The 17,094-nt window shown below is 63.4% G+C and carries 17 protein-coding genes and 1 pseudogene; 14 read left to right on the top strand and 4 right to left on the bottom strand.

What is annotated here, in order from left to right:
• A pseudogene (locus GCN74_RS28970) lies at positions 1 to 199 on the bottom strand (PHB depolymerase esterase); the annotation flags it as partial.
• A 239-nt stretch (positions 200 to 438) separates the two neighbouring features.
• Here GCN74_RS28970 and GCN74_RS25530 point away from each other — a divergent pair.
• Positions 439 to 1,029: a PRC-barrel domain-containing protein gene (locus GCN74_RS25530; RefSeq protein WP_152259260.1), complete on the top strand. Its 591-nt coding sequence runs from the start codon at positions 439 to 441 to the stop codon at positions 1,027 to 1,029.
• A 241-nt stretch (positions 1,030 to 1,270) separates the two neighbouring features.
• On the opposite strand, the gene hrpA is transcribed toward GCN74_RS25530, so the two are convergent.
• Entirely contained in the window at positions 1,271 to 5,509 is a 4,239-nt protein-coding gene (gene hrpA, locus GCN74_RS25525; RefSeq protein ID WP_152259259.1) for an ATP-dependent RNA helicase HrpA, read from the bottom strand.
• Between the two features lie 56 nt (positions 5,510 to 5,565).
• Between hrpA and argA the strand changes: the two genes are divergently transcribed.
• Positions 5,566 to 6,876: an amino-acid N-acetyltransferase gene (gene argA / locus GCN74_RS25520; protein ID WP_046685875.1), complete on the top strand. Its 1,311-nt coding sequence runs from the start codon at positions 5,566 to 5,568 to the stop codon at positions 6,874 to 6,876.
• 143 nt (positions 6,877 to 7,019) lie between these two features.
• On the opposite strand, the gene kdsA is transcribed toward argA, so the two are convergent.
• Positions 7,020 to 7,865 (bottom strand): 3-deoxy-8-phosphooctulonate synthase, encoded by an 846-nt coding sequence (gene kdsA / locus GCN74_RS25515; RefSeq protein ID WP_152259258.1) that lies wholly within the window; start codon positions 7,863 to 7,865, stop codon positions 7,020 to 7,022.
• Between the two features lie 219 nt (positions 7,866 to 8,084).
• Here kdsA and GCN74_RS25510 point away from each other — a divergent pair, with 219 nt between their 5' ends.
• Positions 8,085 to 8,357 (top strand): oxidative damage protection protein, encoded by a 273-nt coding sequence (locus tag GCN74_RS25510; RefSeq protein WP_034750797.1) that lies wholly within the window; start codon positions 8,085 to 8,087, stop codon positions 8,355 to 8,357.
• A 20-nt stretch (positions 8,358 to 8,377) separates the two neighbouring features.
• Entirely contained in the window at positions 8,378 to 9,067 is a 690-nt protein-coding gene (locus GCN74_RS25505; protein WP_319633488.1) for a DUF6622 family protein, read from the top strand.
• Positions 9,068 to 9,101: 34 nt separating this feature from the next.
• On the opposite strand, the gene rpiA is transcribed toward GCN74_RS25505, so the two are convergent.
• Positions 9,102 to 9,779 (bottom strand): ribose-5-phosphate isomerase RpiA, encoded by a 678-nt coding sequence (rpiA, locus tag GCN74_RS25500; RefSeq protein WP_152259256.1) that lies wholly within the window; start codon positions 9,777 to 9,779, stop codon positions 9,102 to 9,104.
• A gap of 206 nt (positions 9,780 to 9,985) precedes the next feature.
• On the opposite strand from rpiA, the gene GCN74_RS25495 reads away from it, so the two are divergent.
• From GCN74_RS25495 to GCN74_RS25455, 10 genes are all read left to right on the top strand, one after another.
• Complete coding sequence (locus tag GCN74_RS25495) at positions 9,986 to 10,354, top strand: response regulator (RefSeq protein ID WP_152259255.1); 369 nt, start codon at positions 9,986 to 9,988, stop codon at positions 10,352 to 10,354.
• 2 nt (positions 10,355 to 10,356) lie between these two features.
• A complete protein-coding gene (locus GCN74_RS25490) occupies positions 10,357 to 10,983 on the top strand; it encodes a chemotaxis protein CheC (protein ID WP_034786994.1) in 627 nt (208 codons plus the stop codon).
• Positions 10,984 to 10,988: 5 nt separating this feature from the next.
• Entirely contained in the window at positions 10,989 to 11,960 is a 972-nt protein-coding gene (locus GCN74_RS25485) for a GGDEF domain-containing protein (protein WP_152259254.1), read from the top strand.
• A gap of 149 nt (positions 11,961 to 12,109) precedes the next feature.
• On the top strand, positions 12,110 to 13,777 hold the full coding sequence (locus tag GCN74_RS25480) for a sensor histidine kinase (RefSeq protein ID WP_152259253.1): 1,668 nt from the start codon (positions 12,110 to 12,112) through the stop codon (positions 13,775 to 13,777).
• The gene (locus tag GCN74_RS25475; RefSeq protein WP_226939218.1) at positions 13,774 to 14,475 is read left to right on the top strand and encodes a response regulator; all 702 of its coding nucleotides are present in this window, start codon (positions 13,774 to 13,776) and stop codon (positions 14,473 to 14,475) included. The genes GCN74_RS25480 and GCN74_RS25475 overlap by 4 nt, the downstream gene beginning before the upstream one ends.
• A 263-nt stretch (positions 14,476 to 14,738) precedes the next feature.
• Entirely contained in the window at positions 14,739 to 14,885 is a 147-nt protein-coding gene (locus GCN74_RS28965; RefSeq protein WP_158300249.1) for a hypothetical protein, read from the top strand.
• 83 nt (positions 14,886 to 14,968) lie between these two features.
• Entirely contained in the window at positions 14,969 to 15,142 is a 174-nt protein-coding gene (locus GCN74_RS25470) for a Flp family type IVb pilin (RefSeq protein WP_102296553.1), read from the top strand.
• Positions 15,143 to 15,237: 95 nt separating this feature from the next.
• The gene (locus GCN74_RS25465) at positions 15,238 to 15,411 is read left to right on the top strand and encodes a Flp family type IVb pilin (RefSeq protein ID WP_152259252.1); all 174 of its coding nucleotides are present in this window, start codon (positions 15,238 to 15,240) and stop codon (positions 15,409 to 15,411) included.
• The gene (locus GCN74_RS25460) at positions 15,408 to 16,478 is read left to right on the top strand and encodes a phosphatase PAP2 family protein (protein WP_152259251.1); all 1,071 of its coding nucleotides are present in this window, start codon (positions 15,408 to 15,410) and stop codon (positions 16,476 to 16,478) included. The genes GCN74_RS25465 and GCN74_RS25460 overlap by 4 nt, the downstream gene beginning before the upstream one ends.
• A complete protein-coding gene (locus tag GCN74_RS25455; protein ID WP_226939217.1) occupies positions 16,475 to 17,062 on the top strand; it encodes a prepilin peptidase in 588 nt (195 codons plus the stop codon). Before GCN74_RS25460 ends, GCN74_RS25455 begins: the two co-directional genes overlap by 4 nt.
• The last annotated feature ends 32 nt before the right edge of the window (positions 17,063 to 17,094 follow it).

The raw sequence follows: 17,094 nt of genomic DNA, 5'->3' as shown, positions 1-17,094 counted from the left end.
CGTCGCCGGCGGGCCTGGCGCGCGGCGCGGGACTCGCCTTCGCCGTCTTGCCGCCGGCCTTGGCCACGGCCTTGCTGCGGCCCTTGGGCTTGGCCGGCACGGGCCCGAACAGCACCTTGGCCAGCCGGGCCGCCGTGCGCTGTTGCGCCGTACCGGCGCGCAATAGCCCGCGCAGCCATTTGGTGGCGGGCTTCACCATGGCAAGTGGCGCGCGTAGCGTTGTGGAGCGTACCGCCAGTTCATCCCTGTGCATCGTGGCATCGTCAGCATGTGCGGCCTCCTCCGTAGAATGCATAGAGTACCGCACTTGGCTGGCAACACCGTACGTTTGCACGCTTATAAAAGTGCCGCTGACACCATTGAGGCAGATCAAGCGCGACCTTGGGTGCCTGCGTAATCTGGGTGCTCGATCAGCACTTCACGACAGGAGAGAACACCATGAGCTATCTGGACCGCGACATCTTGGGCATGTACCGCAACCACGACGGCCCGGGGCCGGCCCTGATGGGGGCAGATACCCTGATCGGCGACGATGTCTACAATCACAGCGACGAGGAACTGGGCGACATCAAGGAAATCATGCTCGACATGCGCACCGGCCAGATCGCCTATGCCGTACTGTCCTTCGGCGGCATCCTGGGCATGGGCGACAAGCTGTTTGCCGTGCCCTGGGAACGCCTGACTCTGGACCCCGTCAACAAGCGCTTCCTGCTCAACGTGGAAAAAAACCAGTTGAAAGACGCGCCCGGCTTCGACAAGAACAACTGGCCCGACATGGGCGGCGATGCGTGGAACCAGCAGATGGAAGCCTTCTATGGCAGCGGCACGCGCTACGGCAGCGGCGCCATGGCGGGCAGCCGCATGCAGCCGGGCAGCGACCTGCGCGGCGGCGCCAGCCTGCAATCGGGCAGCGAAGCCAGCATGTCGGGCGGCTCCATGAGCGGCAGCCGCGCCGGCACGGGCGGCAGCCAGGGCAACCTGGGCTCGCGTTCGGCGCTCGGCGATGACAAGATTGATAAGCGTAGTTGACGAGAAGGTCTTAAGTAGCGCAGAGTACGCGGCGCTTCGCCTCGGCGGCTCTGCTAATCCGGCAGAAAACGCTTCAGAATTTAACGAACAAGCGACTATAGCGGCCCATCGTTAGTGTCACGGTGCCTCTAGAAACCGTAGCGAGCAAGCTCAATATTGCGTTAAGTAGCGCAACCGTACTCTAAGTACGGTGAGCAACGCCGACGCAATAGTGAGCTAAGCGAGGTTTATAGAGGTACTATCACCGCTGCATGGACTCCCATACCTTCTGCAGACGTTTGGCAGACACCGGCATCGGCGTGCGCAATTCCTGCGCAAACAGCGACACGCGCAGTTCTTCCAGCATCCAGCGGAAATCGACCAGTTTCGGGTCCGTATTCTTGCCGGCCTGGCGGTCCTTGGTCTGGCGCAAGTATGGCGCGGCAGCCGATTGCCATTCGGCCATCAACTTGGTGTCGCGCGCGGGATCGGCGCGCAGTTTTTCCAGGCGCACATTGATCGCCTTCAGATAGCGGGGGAAATGCGCCAGTTGCGTGTACTCGTTTTCCGTCAGGAAGCGCTTGTGCACGAGTCCCTGCAACTGCGACTGGATATCGGCGGCTGCCGCTGCGGGGATATTCTGCAGGCGCTTGGGCAAGCCGTGGAATTCCGTCAGCACCTGCGACAGCAGGCGGGCGATTTCATTGACCAGCAACACCAGGCGCGACTTGCCCTCCGCCTGGCGCTTGGCAAACGAGGCGGCGTCCAGCGGCAGCGGATCTTGCAGGCAAGCGATGTCGAGCGCCTTGTTGATGATTTGCTCGCGCAACTCTTCCTGCGACCCCAGGGCCATGAATTGCATGCCCATCTGCTGCAAGCCGGGGATGCTTTTCTCGACGTACTTGATCTGCTCCTTCATTTGCAGCGCGAACAGGCGGCGCAAACCGATCCTGTGCGTACGGGCAGCCACGGTCGGGTCGTCAAATACTTCCAGGTCGCAATGCGTGCCCTTGTCGACCAGGGCGGGGAAACCGATCAGTGTCAGCTTGCCCTGCACGATTTCGAGCAACTCCGGCAATTCGCCGAAGGTCCAGCCCGTCAAACCCATGTGCTGCGAGACGGTGGCATTGCCTGACGCCGGCGCGGCAGCGGCGGCTGCACCCTTGGCCGGTGTACCGCCCTTGCCTGGCACCGCGCTGGCGCCCTGCGCCTGCAGCCGCGACGCCACTTGCGCGCCCGCCACCTTGGCACCCGGCGTACCCGTGCCGGACACGCCCGACACTTCGGCCAGTTTCTGGAAACTCTGGCGCGCCTGGCCGCCGAATTCCGCCTGCAGGGTGGCCAGGTTGCGGCCCATGTCCAGCTGGCGGCCGTGCTCGTCGATCACCTTGAAGTTCATGAAGTGATGGGCAGGCAGGGTTTCCGGCTTGAAGTCCGTCGTCAGCACGTTGATCGTGATCTGCGTGCGGATGTCCGCGATGATGGCGTCGACCAGGTCGCCACGGCCAAACACGCCCGCTTCATGCACGCGCTCGCAGAACTTGGCCGCGTAATCGGGCAGCGGCACGCAGTGGCGGCGCAGCTTTTGCGGCAGGGATTTCAGCAGCAAATGCACTTTTTCCTTCAGCATGCCCGGTACCAGCCATTCGCAGCGCTCGCGCGGCAACTGGTTCAGCGCATACAGCGGTACGCTCAAGGTCACGCCATCGCGCACGCTGCCCGGCTCGAAGTGGTAGGTGAGGCCCATTTCAAGGCCCGTCACGGACATGGTTTTCGGGAACAGGTCCGTCGTCACGCCGGCCGCCTCGTGGCGCATCAGCTCTTCGCGGTTCAGGTACAGCAGCTTGGTGTTGTCGCGCGTGGCTTCCTTGTGCCATTTTTCAAAACCGGCGCCATTGCACACGTCCGCCGGCAGCAGCTTGTCGTAGAAGGCGGCGATCAATTCATCGTCCACCAGCACGTCCAGGCGGCGCGACTTGTGCTCGAGGTTTTCGATGTCCTTGATCAGCTTATGGTTGTGCGCAAAGAACGGCGCGCGCGTGTCGAAGTCGCCGCCCACGAGCGCATCGCGGATGAAGATTTCGCGCGCTTCCGGCAAGTTGAAATTGCCGTAATTGATGCGGCGCTGGCTGTACACCACCAGGCCATATAAAGTCGCCCGTTCGGACGCCGTCACCTGTGCCGAGCGCTTTTCCCAGCGCGGTTCGCCCCATGATTTCTTCAGCAGGTGCACGCCCACCTTTTCCAGCCACTCGGGCTGGATCTGCGCCACGCAGCGCGCGTACAGGCGCGTGGTGTCGACCAGTTCGGCCGCCATGATCCACTTGCCCGGCTTTTTCAGCAGCGAGGAACCGGGCCAGATGTGGAACTTGATGCCGCGCGCGCCCAGGTAGCCAGCGCCCGGCTCGTCCTCGCCCTTGAAGCCGATATTGCCCAGCAAGCCGGTCAGCAAGGCCATGTGCAGGTTGTCGTAGGTGGCCGGTGCTTCGTTCAGGCGCCAGCCCTGTTCCTTGACGATGGTCAACAGCTGCGAGTGCACGTCGCGCCATTCGCGCAAGCGCATCTGCGACAGGAAATTCGTGCGGCAATTGTCCTGCAGCTGGCGGTTGGTTTTCTTGTGTTCGATGGCGGATTCGAACCAGCGCCAGATTTTCAGGTAGCTGAGGAATTCCGACTTTTCATCGGCGAACTTCTTGTGCGCCTCGTCGGCCGCCTGCTGGTGTTCCATCGGCCGGTCGCGCGGGTCCTGCACGGACAAGGCCGAGGCAACGATCAGCACTTCCGTCAGGCACGCGTTATCCAGCGCGGCGAGGATCATGCGGCCCACGCGCGGGTCCAGCGGCAGCTTGGCCAGCTTGTTGCCCAGCGGCGTGAGTTTATTGACTTCATCGACGGCGCCCAGTTCCTGCAGCAGCTGGTAGCCGTCGGCCACGGCGCGCGCCAGCGGCGGCTCGATGAAGGGGAACGTTTCCACGTCCGTCAGGTGCAGGGACTTCATGCGCAAGATGACGGCTGCCAGCGAGGAGCGCAGGATTTCCGGCTCCGTGAATTTCGGCCGCAGCAGGTAATCCTGCTCTTCGTACAGGCGGATGCAGACGCCGTCGGCCACGCGGCCGCAACGTCCGGCGCGCTGGTTGGCGGCGGACTGGGCGATCGGCTCGACCTGCAGCTGCTCCACCTTGTTGCGGTAGCTGTAGCGCTTCACGCGGGCCAGGCCCGCGTCGACCACGTAGCGGATGCCGGGCACGGTCAGCGAGGTTTCCGCCACGTTGGTGGCCAGCACGATGCGGCGCGCATTGCTGGTCTTGAAGACGCGCTCCTGCTCCTCGGCCGACAGGCGGGCGAACAGGGGCAGGATCTCCACATGCGGCGGATGGTGCTTGCGCAGCGCTTCGGCGCAGTCGCGGATTTCGCGCTCGCCCGGCAGGAACACCAGCACGTCGCCCGAGCCGATGCGGCACAGCTCTTCCACGCCATCGACGACGGCATCCATCAGGTCGCGCTTTTCGCGCGCGGCAGCGGTCCTTTGCCCCGGCTTGTCGGCATTGCTGCCGGCGCCCGGCATGGCCACCTGCTCCCGTTCCACGGGACGGTAGCGCACCTCCACCTGGTACAAACGGCCCGACACTTCGATCACGGGCGCGGGTTTTTCCGGCGTGCCGAAATGGCGCGCGAAACGTTCCGCATCGATGGTGGCCGACGTGATGATGATCTTCAAATCCGGCCGGCGCGGCAGCAGCTGCTTCAGATAGCCGAGCAGGAAGTCGATGTTCAGGCTGCGTTCGTGCGCTTCATCGATGATGATGGTGTCGTAATTTTTCAACAACGGGTCGGTCTGCGTCTCGGCCAGCAAAATACCGTCAGTCATCAGCTTGACGGACGCGCCCTTCGTCAACGTGTCGGCAAAGCGGACTTTAAAACCCACGGTTTCGCCCAGGGGCGTGCCCAGTTCCTGCGCGATGCGCTTGGCCGTCGACGAGGCGGCGATGCGGCGCGGCTGCGTGTGGCCGATCAGGCCCTTCTGGCCCCGTCCCAGTTCCAGGCAGATCTTCGGCAGCTGCGTCGTCTTGCCCGAGCCCGTCTCGCCCGACACGATGATGACCTGGTTTTCCATCAAGGCCTTGGCGATCTCTTCGCGCCGGCCCGAAACGGGCAAGTCTTCCGGATACGTGATCGGCGGCAGCGGATTGCGGAAGGCTTTCTCGGCTTCGCGCGCGGCGCGGGCCGCGTCACGGGCTTCGCGGCTTTCGCGGCTGGCCGGCTCATTGCGGGGCGCCTGCCCCTCGCGCGGTGGGCGCACAGCCTGCGACCTGCCCTCCGTCGCGCGCTGCTGCTGTTGCTGTTTCTGCTGTTCCGCGCGCGGTGCTTGCTGCCGTTGCTGGCTCACGGGCGGGCGCTGGCGGCCCTGCGCAGGCGTGGCGGCAGGCGCGGAAACATCCCCGCTGGCGGGCACATTTGCAACGGTGGAAAGAGGGGAAGACTTATTGCTGGCTGAAGACATTGTTTTTTACAGGTATTTTAAGCGCGCACATCGCGCAGCGAATTATAATGCGCTTAATGGAAAACCCTACCCAATTCGTCCAATGGCTGCGCTCCGTCGCGCCCTACATCCACGCCTTTCGCGGCAAGACCTTCGTGGTCGCCTTCCCCGGTGAACTCGTCAGCGCCGGGGCGCTGCAGGTGCTGGCCCATGATTTGTCCCTGCTGCATGCGCTGGACATCAATGTCACCGTCGTCTACGGCTCGCGGCCGCAGGTGGCGGAACAACTGGCCTTGCGTAACGTCGAAGGCCGCTTCCACAATGGCGTGCGCATCACGGATATTGCCGCACTGGAATGCGCGAAGGAAGCCGCCGGCGAGCTGCGCCTCGATATCGAAGCCGCGTTCAGCCAGGGCTTGCCGAACACGCCCATGTCGCACGCGGCCATCCGTATCATTTCCGGCAACTTCATCACGGCGCGCCCGCTGGGTGTGATCGATGGCGTGGACCTGGAACTGACGGGCATCACGCGCAAGGTCGACGCCGAAACCATCCACTCCATCCTCGGTTCGGACGGCCTGGTGCTGCTGTCGCCGCTGGGCTTCTCGCCCACGGGCGAGGCATTCAACCTGACCATGGAAGACGTGGCGTGCAGCGCCGCCATCGCCCTGCACGCGGACAAGCTGATTTTCATCACGGAAACACCGATGATGGAAGACGCCACGGGCGTGGAAATCCGCGAACTGTCGTCGCACCAGGCCGAAGCCGTGCTGATGGCGGGCTTCTTGCCCGATGCCACGGCGTTTTACTTGAAACATTGCGTCAAGGCATGCCACAACGGCGTCGAGCGCTCGCACATCGTGCCGTTCTCGATGGACGGTTCCGCCCTGCTGGAATTGTTTACCCATGATGGCGTGGGCACCATGATCAGCCATGAAAACCTGGAAAGCCTGCGCCAGGCCACCATCGAAGACGTGGGCGGCATCATCAAACTGATCGAACCGCTGGAAGCGGACGGCACGCTGGTGAAACGGGGCCGCGAGCTGATCGAACGCGAAATCGATTATTTCTCCGTCATCGAGCATGACGGCGTGATCTTCGGCTGCGCCGCCCTGTACCCGTTCCCCGCGCAAAAGATGGCAGAAATGGCATGTTTGACGGTGAATCCGGAAGTGCAAGCCCAGGGCGATGGCGAGCGCATCCTGAAACACATGGAAAACCGCGCCCGTGCCGCCGGCCTGAACAAGCTGTTCGTGCTGACCACGCGCACCTCGCACTGGTTCAAGAAACGGGGCTTCGTGCCGGCCACCGTCGATGATTTGCCGAAGGACCGCCAGCATATGTATAACTGGCAGCGCAAATCCCAAGTGTTAATTAAAACCTTGTAGCGCTTTCGACAAAATGGCCATGGCGTTGTTGCATTGCCTCGCCGTACATTCGTACTGCCTTCGGCAACGCGCCTGGCCCTGGCCATTTTGTTCAATACTAAAAAAAGCCCGGCATGCCGGGCTTTTTCTTTACTGAAACATCATTACTTGATGTTCAGCGGGGTAAACGATTTGACCAGGTCGTCGAGCGCCTTCAATTGCGCCAGGAACGGTTCCAGCTGGTCCAGCGGCAAGGCGCTGGGGCCGTCGCAGCGGGCGTTGTCGGGGTCAGGGTGGGCTTCCAGGAACAGGCCGGCGATGCCGACGGCCAGGCCGGCGCGGGCCAGGTCCGCCACTTGCTGGCGGCGGCCGCCCGAGGCGGCGCCGCCGGGGTCGCGTTGCTGCAGCGCATGCGTGACATCGAAGATGATAGGCAGGTCGTCGCACGTCTTTTTCATGACGCCAAAGCCCAGCATGTCGACCACCAGGTTGTCGTAGCCGAGGCAGGTGCCGCGGTCGCACAGGATCAGTTGATCGTTGCCCGCTTCCTTGAATTTCTCGACGATATTGGCCATCTGGCCAGGGCTGAGGAACTGCGGCTTCTTGATGTTGATGACTTTACCGGTTTTCGCCAGGGCCACGACGAGGTCCGTCTGGCGCGCCAGGAAGGCGGGCAATTGCAGCACATCCACCACTTCGGCCACTTGCTGGGCCTGCCATGGCTCATGCACGTCGGTAATCACGGGCACGCCGAACGCCGCTTTCACGTCCTGGAAGATGCGCATGCCTTCTTCCAGGCCCGGACCGCGGTAGGAGTGGATCGATGAACGGTTGGCCTTGTCGAAACTGGCCTTGAACACATAGGGAATGCCCAGTTTTTGCGTCACGCGCACATATTCTTCGCAGGCGCGCATGGCAAGATCGCGCGATTCGAGCACGTTGATGCCGCCAAACAGCGCAAAACTGCCTGTATTGCTGACATCGATGCCATGGACTTTCACTGAGGTCATAGGGATTCCATCTTGGTTAATTGCTACTACTGGGTTGGACGAGGCGCTGCCAGCGGCTGGCGCGATAAGGCATCTTACTAGCTAGGACGGCACAGATCAAATTTGATCCAGCGCAAGGGCGCGGCAAACGGCCTGTCGCCGGGCCGCGACGGCCCCGCGAGGGCTGGCGCAAAGTGCCTTATAATCACGCTTTATCTCTACACTGATTCAGGAGCACAGATGGCCCGCACGATCCACTGCATCAAACTCAACAAGGAAGCCGAAGGACTGGACTTCCCGCCGTACCCGGGCGAACTGGGCAAGAAAATTTACGAATCGGTGTCGAAGGAAGCCTGGGCTGCCTGGCTCAAGCACCAGACCATGCTGGTGAATGAAAACCGTTTGAACCTGGCCGACGCGCGCGCCCGCAAATACCTGGCCACGCAGATGGAAAAGCATTTCTTCGGCGATGGCGCCGATGCGGCCATGGGCTACGTGCCCCCAACCGAGTAAGTTTTTCACGACTCCCGCCCGTGGCCGCCGCGCCGCGGGCAGTTTCCCGCCTCGTCCCTTCCCGTTTCACGCCGCCTGACGCTGTTTCACGGCAGACCTTTCCCGTTTCGTCGCACGCGCCTCGCCGCCGGCGCCGCCCGCTGGCACAGTACGTCCATCGACAACCTCACACCAAGGCGGACACCATGTTGCAGCAAATCTTCAGCCACACTCCCCTCTACGTCTGGGCCATCCTGGGCTTTCTCGTGTACCGCGGCGTGCTGGCCAGCCGCGCCCGCGAAGTGACCTTGCGCAAGCTGTGCATCATCCCCCTGGTCATGCTGGCCCTGTCCCTGAGCGGCGTGCATGGCAGTTTCGGCTTGGCCGGCATGGCCCCGTTCGCCTGGGCGGCCGGCGCCCTGGCCGGCGCGGCACTGGCATGGACCTTGGCCGATCCGCGCAAGATCGTCGCCATACCCGAGCGGGGCAGCGTGCGGCGCCCCGGCAGCTGGGTGCCCTTGGTCTTGATGATGAGCATTTTCTGCATGAAATATGCCGTGGCCGTGACCCTGGCCATCGTCCCCGCCTATGCCCAGGCGAGCGGCTTCATGGTACCCGTCTGCCTCGCCTACGGCTGCTTCAGCGGCATCTTCCTCGGCGGCCTGCTGCGCACCGTGGCCGTGTACCGCCAGGCGCAAATGACAAGCGGCCCGCAAGGGGCCGCCGTTTAAAACACGTCTACGCCGGCAAACGCCGGCGATCACCTCAGTACGCCAGGGTACGCACGCCTTCCGGCATGCCCAGCAGGCAAACATTGGCGCCGCGCACGGCGAACAGGCCCACGGCGATGACGCCGACGATCTGGTTGATCTGCTGTTCCAGCGCCACCGGATCGGCGATCTGCAAGCCCAGCACGTCGATGATCTCGCCGCCGTTGTCGGTAATGAACGCTTCCGTGCTGCCCGCCTTCAGACGCAGGCGGGGCGTGCCGCCCAGCGCGGCCAGCTGGCGCGAGACGGCGGCGCGCGCCATCGGCACCACTTCCACCGGCAGCGGGAAGGCACCCAGGGTGCTTACCAGCTTGGAGCCGTCGGCGATGCAGACAAACTGTTTCGATACGGAAGCCACGATCTTTTCACGCGTCAATGCCGCGCCGCCGCCCTTGATCATGGCGCCGCTGGCCGTGATTTCATCGGCGCCGTCGATGTAGACGGCGATCGATGCGACATCGTTCAGGTCGAAGACGGGAATGCCATGGCCTGCCAGGCGCGCGGCCGTCGCCTCGGACGAGGCTACCGTGCCCTTGATGCGGTCCTTGATCTTGGCCAGTTCATCGATGAAAAAATTGGCGGTGGAACCGGTGCCGACACCGATGATTTCACCCTCCACCACATAGGCTAGGGCGGCGCGGGCTACGGCTTGCTTCAATTCGTCTTGGGTCATGGCATTCAAGCTAAAGTAAGGAATGGCGCTATTTTAACGGATTGCCAGCCCGCCCAACCGGCCATCATGACCGAGCATTCGATTTGATACAACAGTGGAGTGGGAAAAATTTGCCTCAGAGCAATTCCGCAGCCAATTACTCTCTATGCCCTCTAAAATATGCGAAAATGGCACGATTGACCGATATGACGTTTCAGGAATAGCAAATGAATCACAGTAAACAGGTACTTGTTGTCGATGACAGCCGGGTTTCACGTTTGATGTCGCATCAGTTCATCCTCAGCAAACATGCCGACTGGCAGGTCATTGAGGCGGCGACAGGCGAGGAAGCCCTGGAAAAAGTCAAGGCAGCCACCCCTGTGCTGATATTACTGGATGTCAACATGCCCGGCATGGGCGGCATGGCGGCGGCGGAACAATTGCGCGCGCTGTGCCCGCAAACGCACATCGTGCTCGTCACGGCGAATGTGCAAAACGCCATCCGCCAGCGCGCCAGCGAACTGGGCGTGGGCTTCATGGAAAAACCGATCACGGAAACCCGCATCCACCAGCTGATCGAGTCACTGGGACTGTGAGCATGGTCAATCTCTCCGAACTCGAAAACGATGCCCTGGTAGAGATATTCAACATCGGGGTGGGCCATGCGGCCGCCGCGATGAGCGAGATCGTGAATGAAGAAGTCACCATGTCGGTGCCTTCCATCACGTTCCTGAACCGTGCCGATGCGGCCGCCCTGCTGGGCAGCAAGAAAGATGGCGAGCGCATCTGCGGCGTCAGCCAGCATTACGATGGCGCCTTCGCCACCGAAGCCATCTTGATGTTCCCGGAAGACAAGAGCCTGGAAATCGTGCGCCTGATGGTGGGCGATGCCATGCCGCTGCAGGAACTGACGGAGATGGAACAGGAAGCGATGAGCGAGATCGGCAACATCATCCTCAATTCCTGCGTAGGAACCCTGGCCAACCTGTTCGACAGCGAACTGCATGGCTCGCTGCCCCTGTACCACGTGGGCACCAGCGCGGAAATCCTGTCCTCGTTCGGCGGCCAGGATGACGAGGCCGTCGTGCTGATGCTGCATATCGACTTCGTGCTGTCCAAGCACCAGATCCACGGCTATGTGGCGTTCGTGCTCGACCTGTCCGCCTTGCACGACCTGAAGCAGCAAGTCAGCCGCTACCTGGCCAAGGTCCTGGGACAGGCGTGACGATCATGCCGGATGCATTACATCGACTCGCCCTGCTCGAAAGCATACTCGGTGCCGTCAACCTGGGCGCCATCGTGCTCGATGAGCAGCACCGCATCGTGCTGTGGAACAACTGGATGGCGCGCCACTCGGCGTGCCCGGCCGACGCCGTGCTGGGCCAGGATTTCTTCACCGTCTATCCGGAGCTGCGGCACAAGCGCATCGATTCGGCCATCACCCAGGCCCTGCGCGACAATTTCCAGTCGCTGCTGTCGCAAACCCTGCACAAGGCGCCGTTCGCCCTGTACACGCATGGCGCCGGCAGTGGCGCGGCAGAAGGCCAGGAACGCATGCAGCAGGCCGTCGCCGTCACACCGATCAATTTACCTGCTTCGCCGCGCCATTGCCTGATCCAGATCAATGACGTCACCATCGCCGTGGGACGCGAAAAGCTGCTGCGCGAACAGACCATGGTGTTGCGTTCGCAAACCTTTGCCGACGGCTTGACGGGCATCGCTAACCGCCGCCACTTCGACGTGGCGATCGAAAAGGAAATGCGGCGCGCCATGCGCACGGGCAGCCCCTTGTCGCTGCTGATGATCGACATCGACCATTTCAAGGATTACAACGACCACTATGGCCACCAGCAGGGCGATGACTGCCTGATCCGCGTGGCGGCCGAACTGGCCGCCATGCTGCAGCGCCCCACCGACCTGCTGGCCCGCTATGGCGGCGAGGAATTTGCCGCCATCCTGCCCGACACGGATGCGGCGCAGGCGCTGAGCATGGCCGAAGCCATCCGCCAGCGGGCGGCCGACCTGCGCATTCCGCATGCCAAGACGGGCAACGACGTCAAGCACATCACGGTCAGCATCGGCATCGCCACGCAACAGCCGCAGCAGCAACTGGCCATCTCCGCCCTGATCGGCGCGGCCGACCGCGCCCTGTACCTGGCCAAGCGCGCCGGACGCAACCGCGTGATGGTGCAGCCGCTGTAGGAAAAGCAACGCACGGCAAAGGATTCCAGTAGACATCTTTACGGCGTGTGCGTAGACTCGTTACTGATTGCAGCAACAACAACAAGAATTTATCTGTGGTATCTATCCCAGCGCATGGCCCCCCATGCGGGACATGGCCAGGAGCGCTTGTGAACCTCGATCCTCCCCTCAAATCCGGCTTGCCGGGTGCCGGCATGGATACGACCATGGTGAACGGCATGCGTTTGCTGCTGTCGAGCGCCACTTTGCTGACCCTGTTCATCGATCCCGAAAGCGCCGGCAAACTGAGCAGGATCACCTGGCTGATCTTTTCCGCCTACACCATGCACAGCCTGTTGCTCTACGTGCTGGCCCTGCTGGGCTTCAGCCTGCCCCAGGACATCCTGCTGTACTGGCTGGACGTGGCCTGGTATGCGCTGATCGTGTTTTCCACCAGCAGCCACAATAATCTATTCTTCCTGTTTTTCTTCTTTGCCATCCTGACCTCGTCGTTCCAGCGGGGCTTCGAGGAGGGCGCGCGCGTCACGCTGGCTTCGGCCGGCCTGTTCGCCGCCACCGCCCTGTTCGGCGAAACGGATGCGGAACTGTCGCGCCTGCTGCTGCGCACCACCTTCCTGCTGGCGCTCGGCTACATGATCGCCTACTGGGGCGGCTCGGCCATCACGCAGCGCAGCCACCTGGCGCTGCTGCGCGATGTCAGCCAGCTGTCCAATCCCCGCTTCGGCGTCGACCAGACCATCACCTCGGTGCTGGAAAAAACCCGCAGTTATTTCAACGGCCGCAGTTGCCTGCTGGTCATGCAGGACAAGGGCACGCGGGTCTGGTCGCTGCGCAGTGTGATTCAGACGGCAACGGGCGTCGTGCACACCAGTTCGCTCCTCAGCGACGAGGCGGCCAGCCCCCTGCTCGCTTTTCCAGCCGATAAGATCGCGCTGTACAACCAGCCCGCGGGACGCTGGCTGCCGTGGACCGGCGGCGCACGCATGCTCGAGCCCGACAGCGGGCGCTGGCTGCGGCATGACGAGGCGGCAGGAGCCCACCTGGCCGAGCTGCTCGAAGCGCATGCCTTCATCAGCGCGCCGCTGCCCTTGCGCAATGGCAAGGGACGCATCTTTATCGTGTCCGCCACCAGCATGAGCAAGACGGACGCCCTGTTTCTCAGCCATATAGGCGCGCAGGCGTTTCCCGTCATTGAAAACATCGACCTGCTCGACCGCCTGGCCTCGCAGGCAGCCTCGCGCGAGCGCGAAAAGATCGCGCGCGACCTGCATGACACGGCCGTGCAGCCGTATATCGGCCTGCGCCACGGCCTGGCCGCCCTGCGCAACGAAGCCACGCCGGGCAACCCGCTGCTGCCGGAACTGGAGAAACTGATCATCATGTCGGGCCAGGTGATTGCCGACCTGCGCAGCTACGCGCGCACGTTCAAGAACGGCCAGGTGCAAAGCGAGCCGGAACTGCTGGTGGCGCTGCGCCGCCAGGCCACGCAGATCCGCGAATTCTATGGCATCGACATCGCCCTGCACATCGAAGGCGACCTGCACATCAACGACCGCCTGGCGGCCGAGGTGTTCCAGATCGTCAACGAGGGCATGAGCAATATCCGCAAGCATACGTCGGCGCGCCACGGCGCCGTCAAGCTGACCTGCGTGCAGGGCGCGCTGCACATCAGCATCGACAATGAGTGCGCCGCCGCGCACGTGCCCGATTTCCTGCCCGACTCGCTGGCCGAGCGCGCCGCCGCCCTGGGCGGCAACGCCCGCGTCACGCACAGCATGCTGGGCAACACCTCCGTGCAGATCGAGATCCCCATATGAACGACAATCGCGCCATGCCGCCGGCCAGCCATACCATCAGCGTCATGCTGGTGGACGATCACAAGACCATGCTGTGGGGCCTGGAGCGGCTGATCGGCGGCGAGCACTCGGGCATGCGGGTGGTGGCCACGGCGTCCGACGGCGCCGAGGCGCTGGAGCAGGCGAAGGCGCTGCAGCCGGACGTGATCGTGCTGGACCTGGACCTGGGCGGCATCAGCTCGCTGGCCATCCTGCCCGCGCTGGCGCAGCGCGGCAGCACGCGCGTGCTGGTGCTGACGGCCAGCCACGACCAGGCCATCCTGGACCAGACGGTGCTCAAGGGCGCGCGCGGCATCGTCAGCAAGGACGCGCCCGCGGAGATGGTACTGAAGGCCATCGAAAAAGTGTATCACGGCGAGCTGTGGCTGGAACACGCGATGCTGGGACGCATGCTGACGCAGCTGACCCAGCCCGGCGGCGGTTCGGCGCAAGCCGTCGCCGTCGCCAGCCTGACCCTCAAGGAGAGAAAGATCATCGCCGCGCTGGTGCACGGCAGCGGCACGCCGGCCAAGCTGCTGGCGGACCAGCTGTTCATCTCCGAACACACCTTGCGCAATCACCTGACCTCGATCTACCGCAAGCTGGGCGTGTACAACCGCCTGGAACTGTACGCCTACGCCACCAAGCACCAGCTGGGCGAATTGCCGCCCGGCGCCTGAGCCCGCCCCTGCCGCGCGGCCGCCACCTGGCCGCGCGCCGCCTCCCCGCCTTCCCTTGACTGCAACACCCCTGCGGCGCCATCGGCCTGCCCCGCCACGCCCCTGCGCATCGAACCGGGCCATGACAATTGTCACGAAAAAAACAAGCAGTTCCTCCTCGCAATAAAAGGATGTTCTTCTGATGTAGATCAAGTTGCCAACTTCTATAGTGGTGTTACCGAAGTGCAGATCACCGCGCGGCCCACCACGACACGGAGCACAGCATGCGCTTTGACAAGTTTCTTCCGACGGCCCTGATCACCTACTTGCAGGGCAAGGAAAAAGCTGCGTTCTACCGCTATGCACTGGTGGCAGCCCTCATGGCGGTAGTGTGCATCATCGGACTGCTGGCACTGGGCGAAAGCCCATGAGTCCGCCAAGCCGAAGCATCAGCAAGCCCAGCTGCAATACCGTTTTACCCACCGCTGTATCTTAACCACCGCTAGGAGTTGTCATGAACCTCATCAAAAACTTTATCCGCGAAGAAGATGGCGTCACTGCAATCGAGTATGGCCTGATCGCCGCCCTGATCGCCGTCGTGATCATCGCCGCCGTCACCATCGTCGGCACGCAGCTGAAAAAAACCTTCAGCACCATCGGCACCAAGCTGACCACCGCCAACGGCTGATGCATCGCAGTCCGGGCCGGTCCAGCGCCAGCCCGGACAGTTCTCCCCGACACGCTCCAGCATGCCCACCTTGACTCCGCAAAGCGAGGCTTACCGTGAAAACTCTCTTCCGCCGTTTATCCGACGAGTCGGCCGTCACAGCGATCGAATACGCGCTGCTGGCGGGCCTGATAGCGGCAGTGCTGGTGATCACGATCACCGTGCTCGGCGACCAGGTCAAGCTGCTGTTTGTCTACGTCAAGGACCAAGTGGTCCTGGCCCTGTCATGAACGCCCTGCGCGCCTCGCTGCGCAGCCACCGCGCCCTGCTGCTGATCGTTCTGCTGTACGCCGCAGCCGCCACGCTGCTGGCCGGCGGCCTGCCCAGCGCATCGGACATCCTCAACGTGCTGGCAGGCTTCCTGGTGGCCATCCTCACGGGCCCCATCTTCATCCTGTGCGGCTACACCATCCATGTCATGGTGATGCGGCGTCCGCACCGCCTGTGCCACTACCTGTACCACGACCTGCGCCGCTACCTGAGCAACGAGCGCCTGCTGCACGCGCTGCCTGCCATGCTGCTGATCCCCATTTTCGCCTCCAGCTTCACCGTCTTCAAGGCCGCCATCCCGCGCCTGCACCCCTACACCTGGGATGCCACCCTGTCCGCCTGGGACATGGCCCTGCACGGCGGCATGGCGCCATGGGAAAGGCTGCAGCCGCTGCTGGGCCACCCGCTGGTCACGGGCCTGCTGAACTTCAGCTACCATTTCTGGTTCTTCCTGTTCTACGCCATCCTGTACTGGCTCATCCTCGATACGCGCCGCCCGCTGCTGCGCATGCAGTTCCTGCTCAGCTTTGCACTGACCTGGATCGCGCTGGGCAGCATCCTCGCCGTGCTGTTCGCCTCCGTCGGCCCCTGCTACTACGGCCACTTCCACAGCAGCGACCCGTATGCGCCGCTGATGGCCTACCTGCATGACGCCAACCAGCACGTCCCCGTCTGGGCCCTGCAGGTGCAGGACATGCTGTGGCAAGGCTATCAAAGCAAGGGCAGCAACGGCGAACTGGGCATTGCCGCCATGCCCAGCATGCACGTGGCCACGGCCATGCTGATGGCCATGATGGGCTGGAGAGTCAGCCGCGCCGCCGGGATCGCCCTGTCCGCCTTCGCCGTGCTGATCCTGCTCGGTTCCATCCACCTGGGCTGGCACTACGCCGTCGACGGCTATGTGGGTGCGGCCGGCGCGGCGCTGGTATGGCACCTGGTGGGACGGCTGCTGGGCAGCCAGGTGGCGGTACCGGCCATGAACCTGGCCACGGTGCCCTGCATGAGCAAGGAAGGACTGACATCATGAACGCCCACCTGCCCATGCTGCTGTGCCTGGCCATGCTGGCCAGCCTGCTGGCCGCCGCGCTGTGGCACGACCTGCGCACGCGCCGCATCCCGAACCGGCTGGTGCTGTGGGGCACGCTGGCGGGACTGATACTCAACAGCTTCGCACCAGCGGGCGACGGCCTGTTCGACGCCTCCTTCGGCGGCCTGGGACTGCTGCAGGCGCTGGCCGGCGCCGCTGCCGGACTGGCCCTGCTGCTGCCCATGTACCTGCTGCGCGCCCTGGGCGCCGGCGACGTCAAGCTGATGGCCATGTGCGGCGCCTTCCTGGGCCCCGATGCCGTGCTCGAAGCGGCCCTGCTGACCTTCCTGGCCGGTGGCGTGCTGGCCCTGGCCGCCGCGCTGGCAGGCCAGCGCCTGCGCCAGGTACTGAAAAACACCTATCACATGATGCTGGGCGCCCTGCTGCACAGCCTTGCGGGCGGCGCCGCCACGATTGCCGAACCGCCACCCGCCACCGGCAAGCTGGCCTACGCCTTCGCCATCGCCAGCGGCACCCTGCTGCAGGTGTTCCTGCATTACACGCACCTGTGGAGCCTGCGCTGAAACGCGCCGCCCCCGATACCGCCACCCACGAA

This window comes from Janthinobacterium sp. FT14W, assembly GCF_009208755.1.
GTDB classification, from domain to species: Bacteria; Pseudomonadota; Gammaproteobacteria; order Burkholderiales; family Burkholderiaceae_D; genus Janthinobacterium; species Janthinobacterium violaceinigrum.
Note: the sequence above shows the minus strand (reverse complement) of the source record. Positions and strands in the feature narration are given on the sequence as shown.

Coding starts and splice junctions, on each gene's coding strand:
- GCN74_RS25530 (WP_152259260.1), top strand. CDS start 439: ATGAGCTATCTGGACCGCGACATCTTGGGCATGTACCGCAACCACGAC.
- hrpA (WP_152259259.1), bottom strand. CDS start 5,509: ATGTCTTCAGCCAGCAATAAGTCTTCCCCTCTTTCCACCGTTGCAAAT.
- argA (WP_046685875.1), top strand. CDS start 5,566: ATGGAAAACCCTACCCAATTCGTCCAATGGCTGCGCTCCGTCGCGCCC.
- kdsA (WP_152259258.1), bottom strand. CDS start 7,865: ATGACCTCAGTGAAAGTCCATGGCATCGATGTCAGCAATACAGGCAGT.
- GCN74_RS25510 (WP_034750797.1), top strand. CDS start 8,085: ATGGCCCGCACGATCCACTGCATCAAACTCAACAAGGAAGCCGAAGGA.
- rpiA (WP_152259256.1), bottom strand. CDS start 9,779: ATGACCCAAGACGAATTGAAGCAAGCCGTAGCCCGCGCCGCCCTAGCC.
- GCN74_RS25495 (WP_152259255.1), top strand. CDS start 9,986: ATGAATCACAGTAAACAGGTACTTGTTGTCGATGACAGCCGGGTTTCA.
- GCN74_RS25490 (WP_034786994.1), top strand. CDS start 10,357: ATGGTCAATCTCTCCGAACTCGAAAACGATGCCCTGGTAGAGATATTC.
- GCN74_RS25485 (WP_152259254.1), top strand. CDS start 10,989: ATGCCGGATGCATTACATCGACTCGCCCTGCTCGAAAGCATACTCGGT.
- GCN74_RS25475 (WP_226939218.1), top strand. CDS start 13,774: ATGAACGACAATCGCGCCATGCCGCCGGCCAGCCATACCATCAGCGTC.
- GCN74_RS28965 (WP_158300249.1), top strand. CDS start 14,739: ATGCGCTTTGACAAGTTTCTTCCGACGGCCCTGATCACCTACTTGCAG.
- GCN74_RS25470 (WP_102296553.1), top strand. CDS start 14,969: ATGAACCTCATCAAAAACTTTATCCGCGAAGAAGATGGCGTCACTGCA.
- GCN74_RS25460 (WP_152259251.1), top strand. CDS start 15,408: ATGAACGCCCTGCGCGCCTCGCTGCGCAGCCACCGCGCCCTGCTGCTG.
- GCN74_RS25455 (WP_226939217.1), top strand. CDS start 16,475: ATGAACGCCCACCTGCCCATGCTGCTGTGCCTGGCCATGCTGGCCAGC.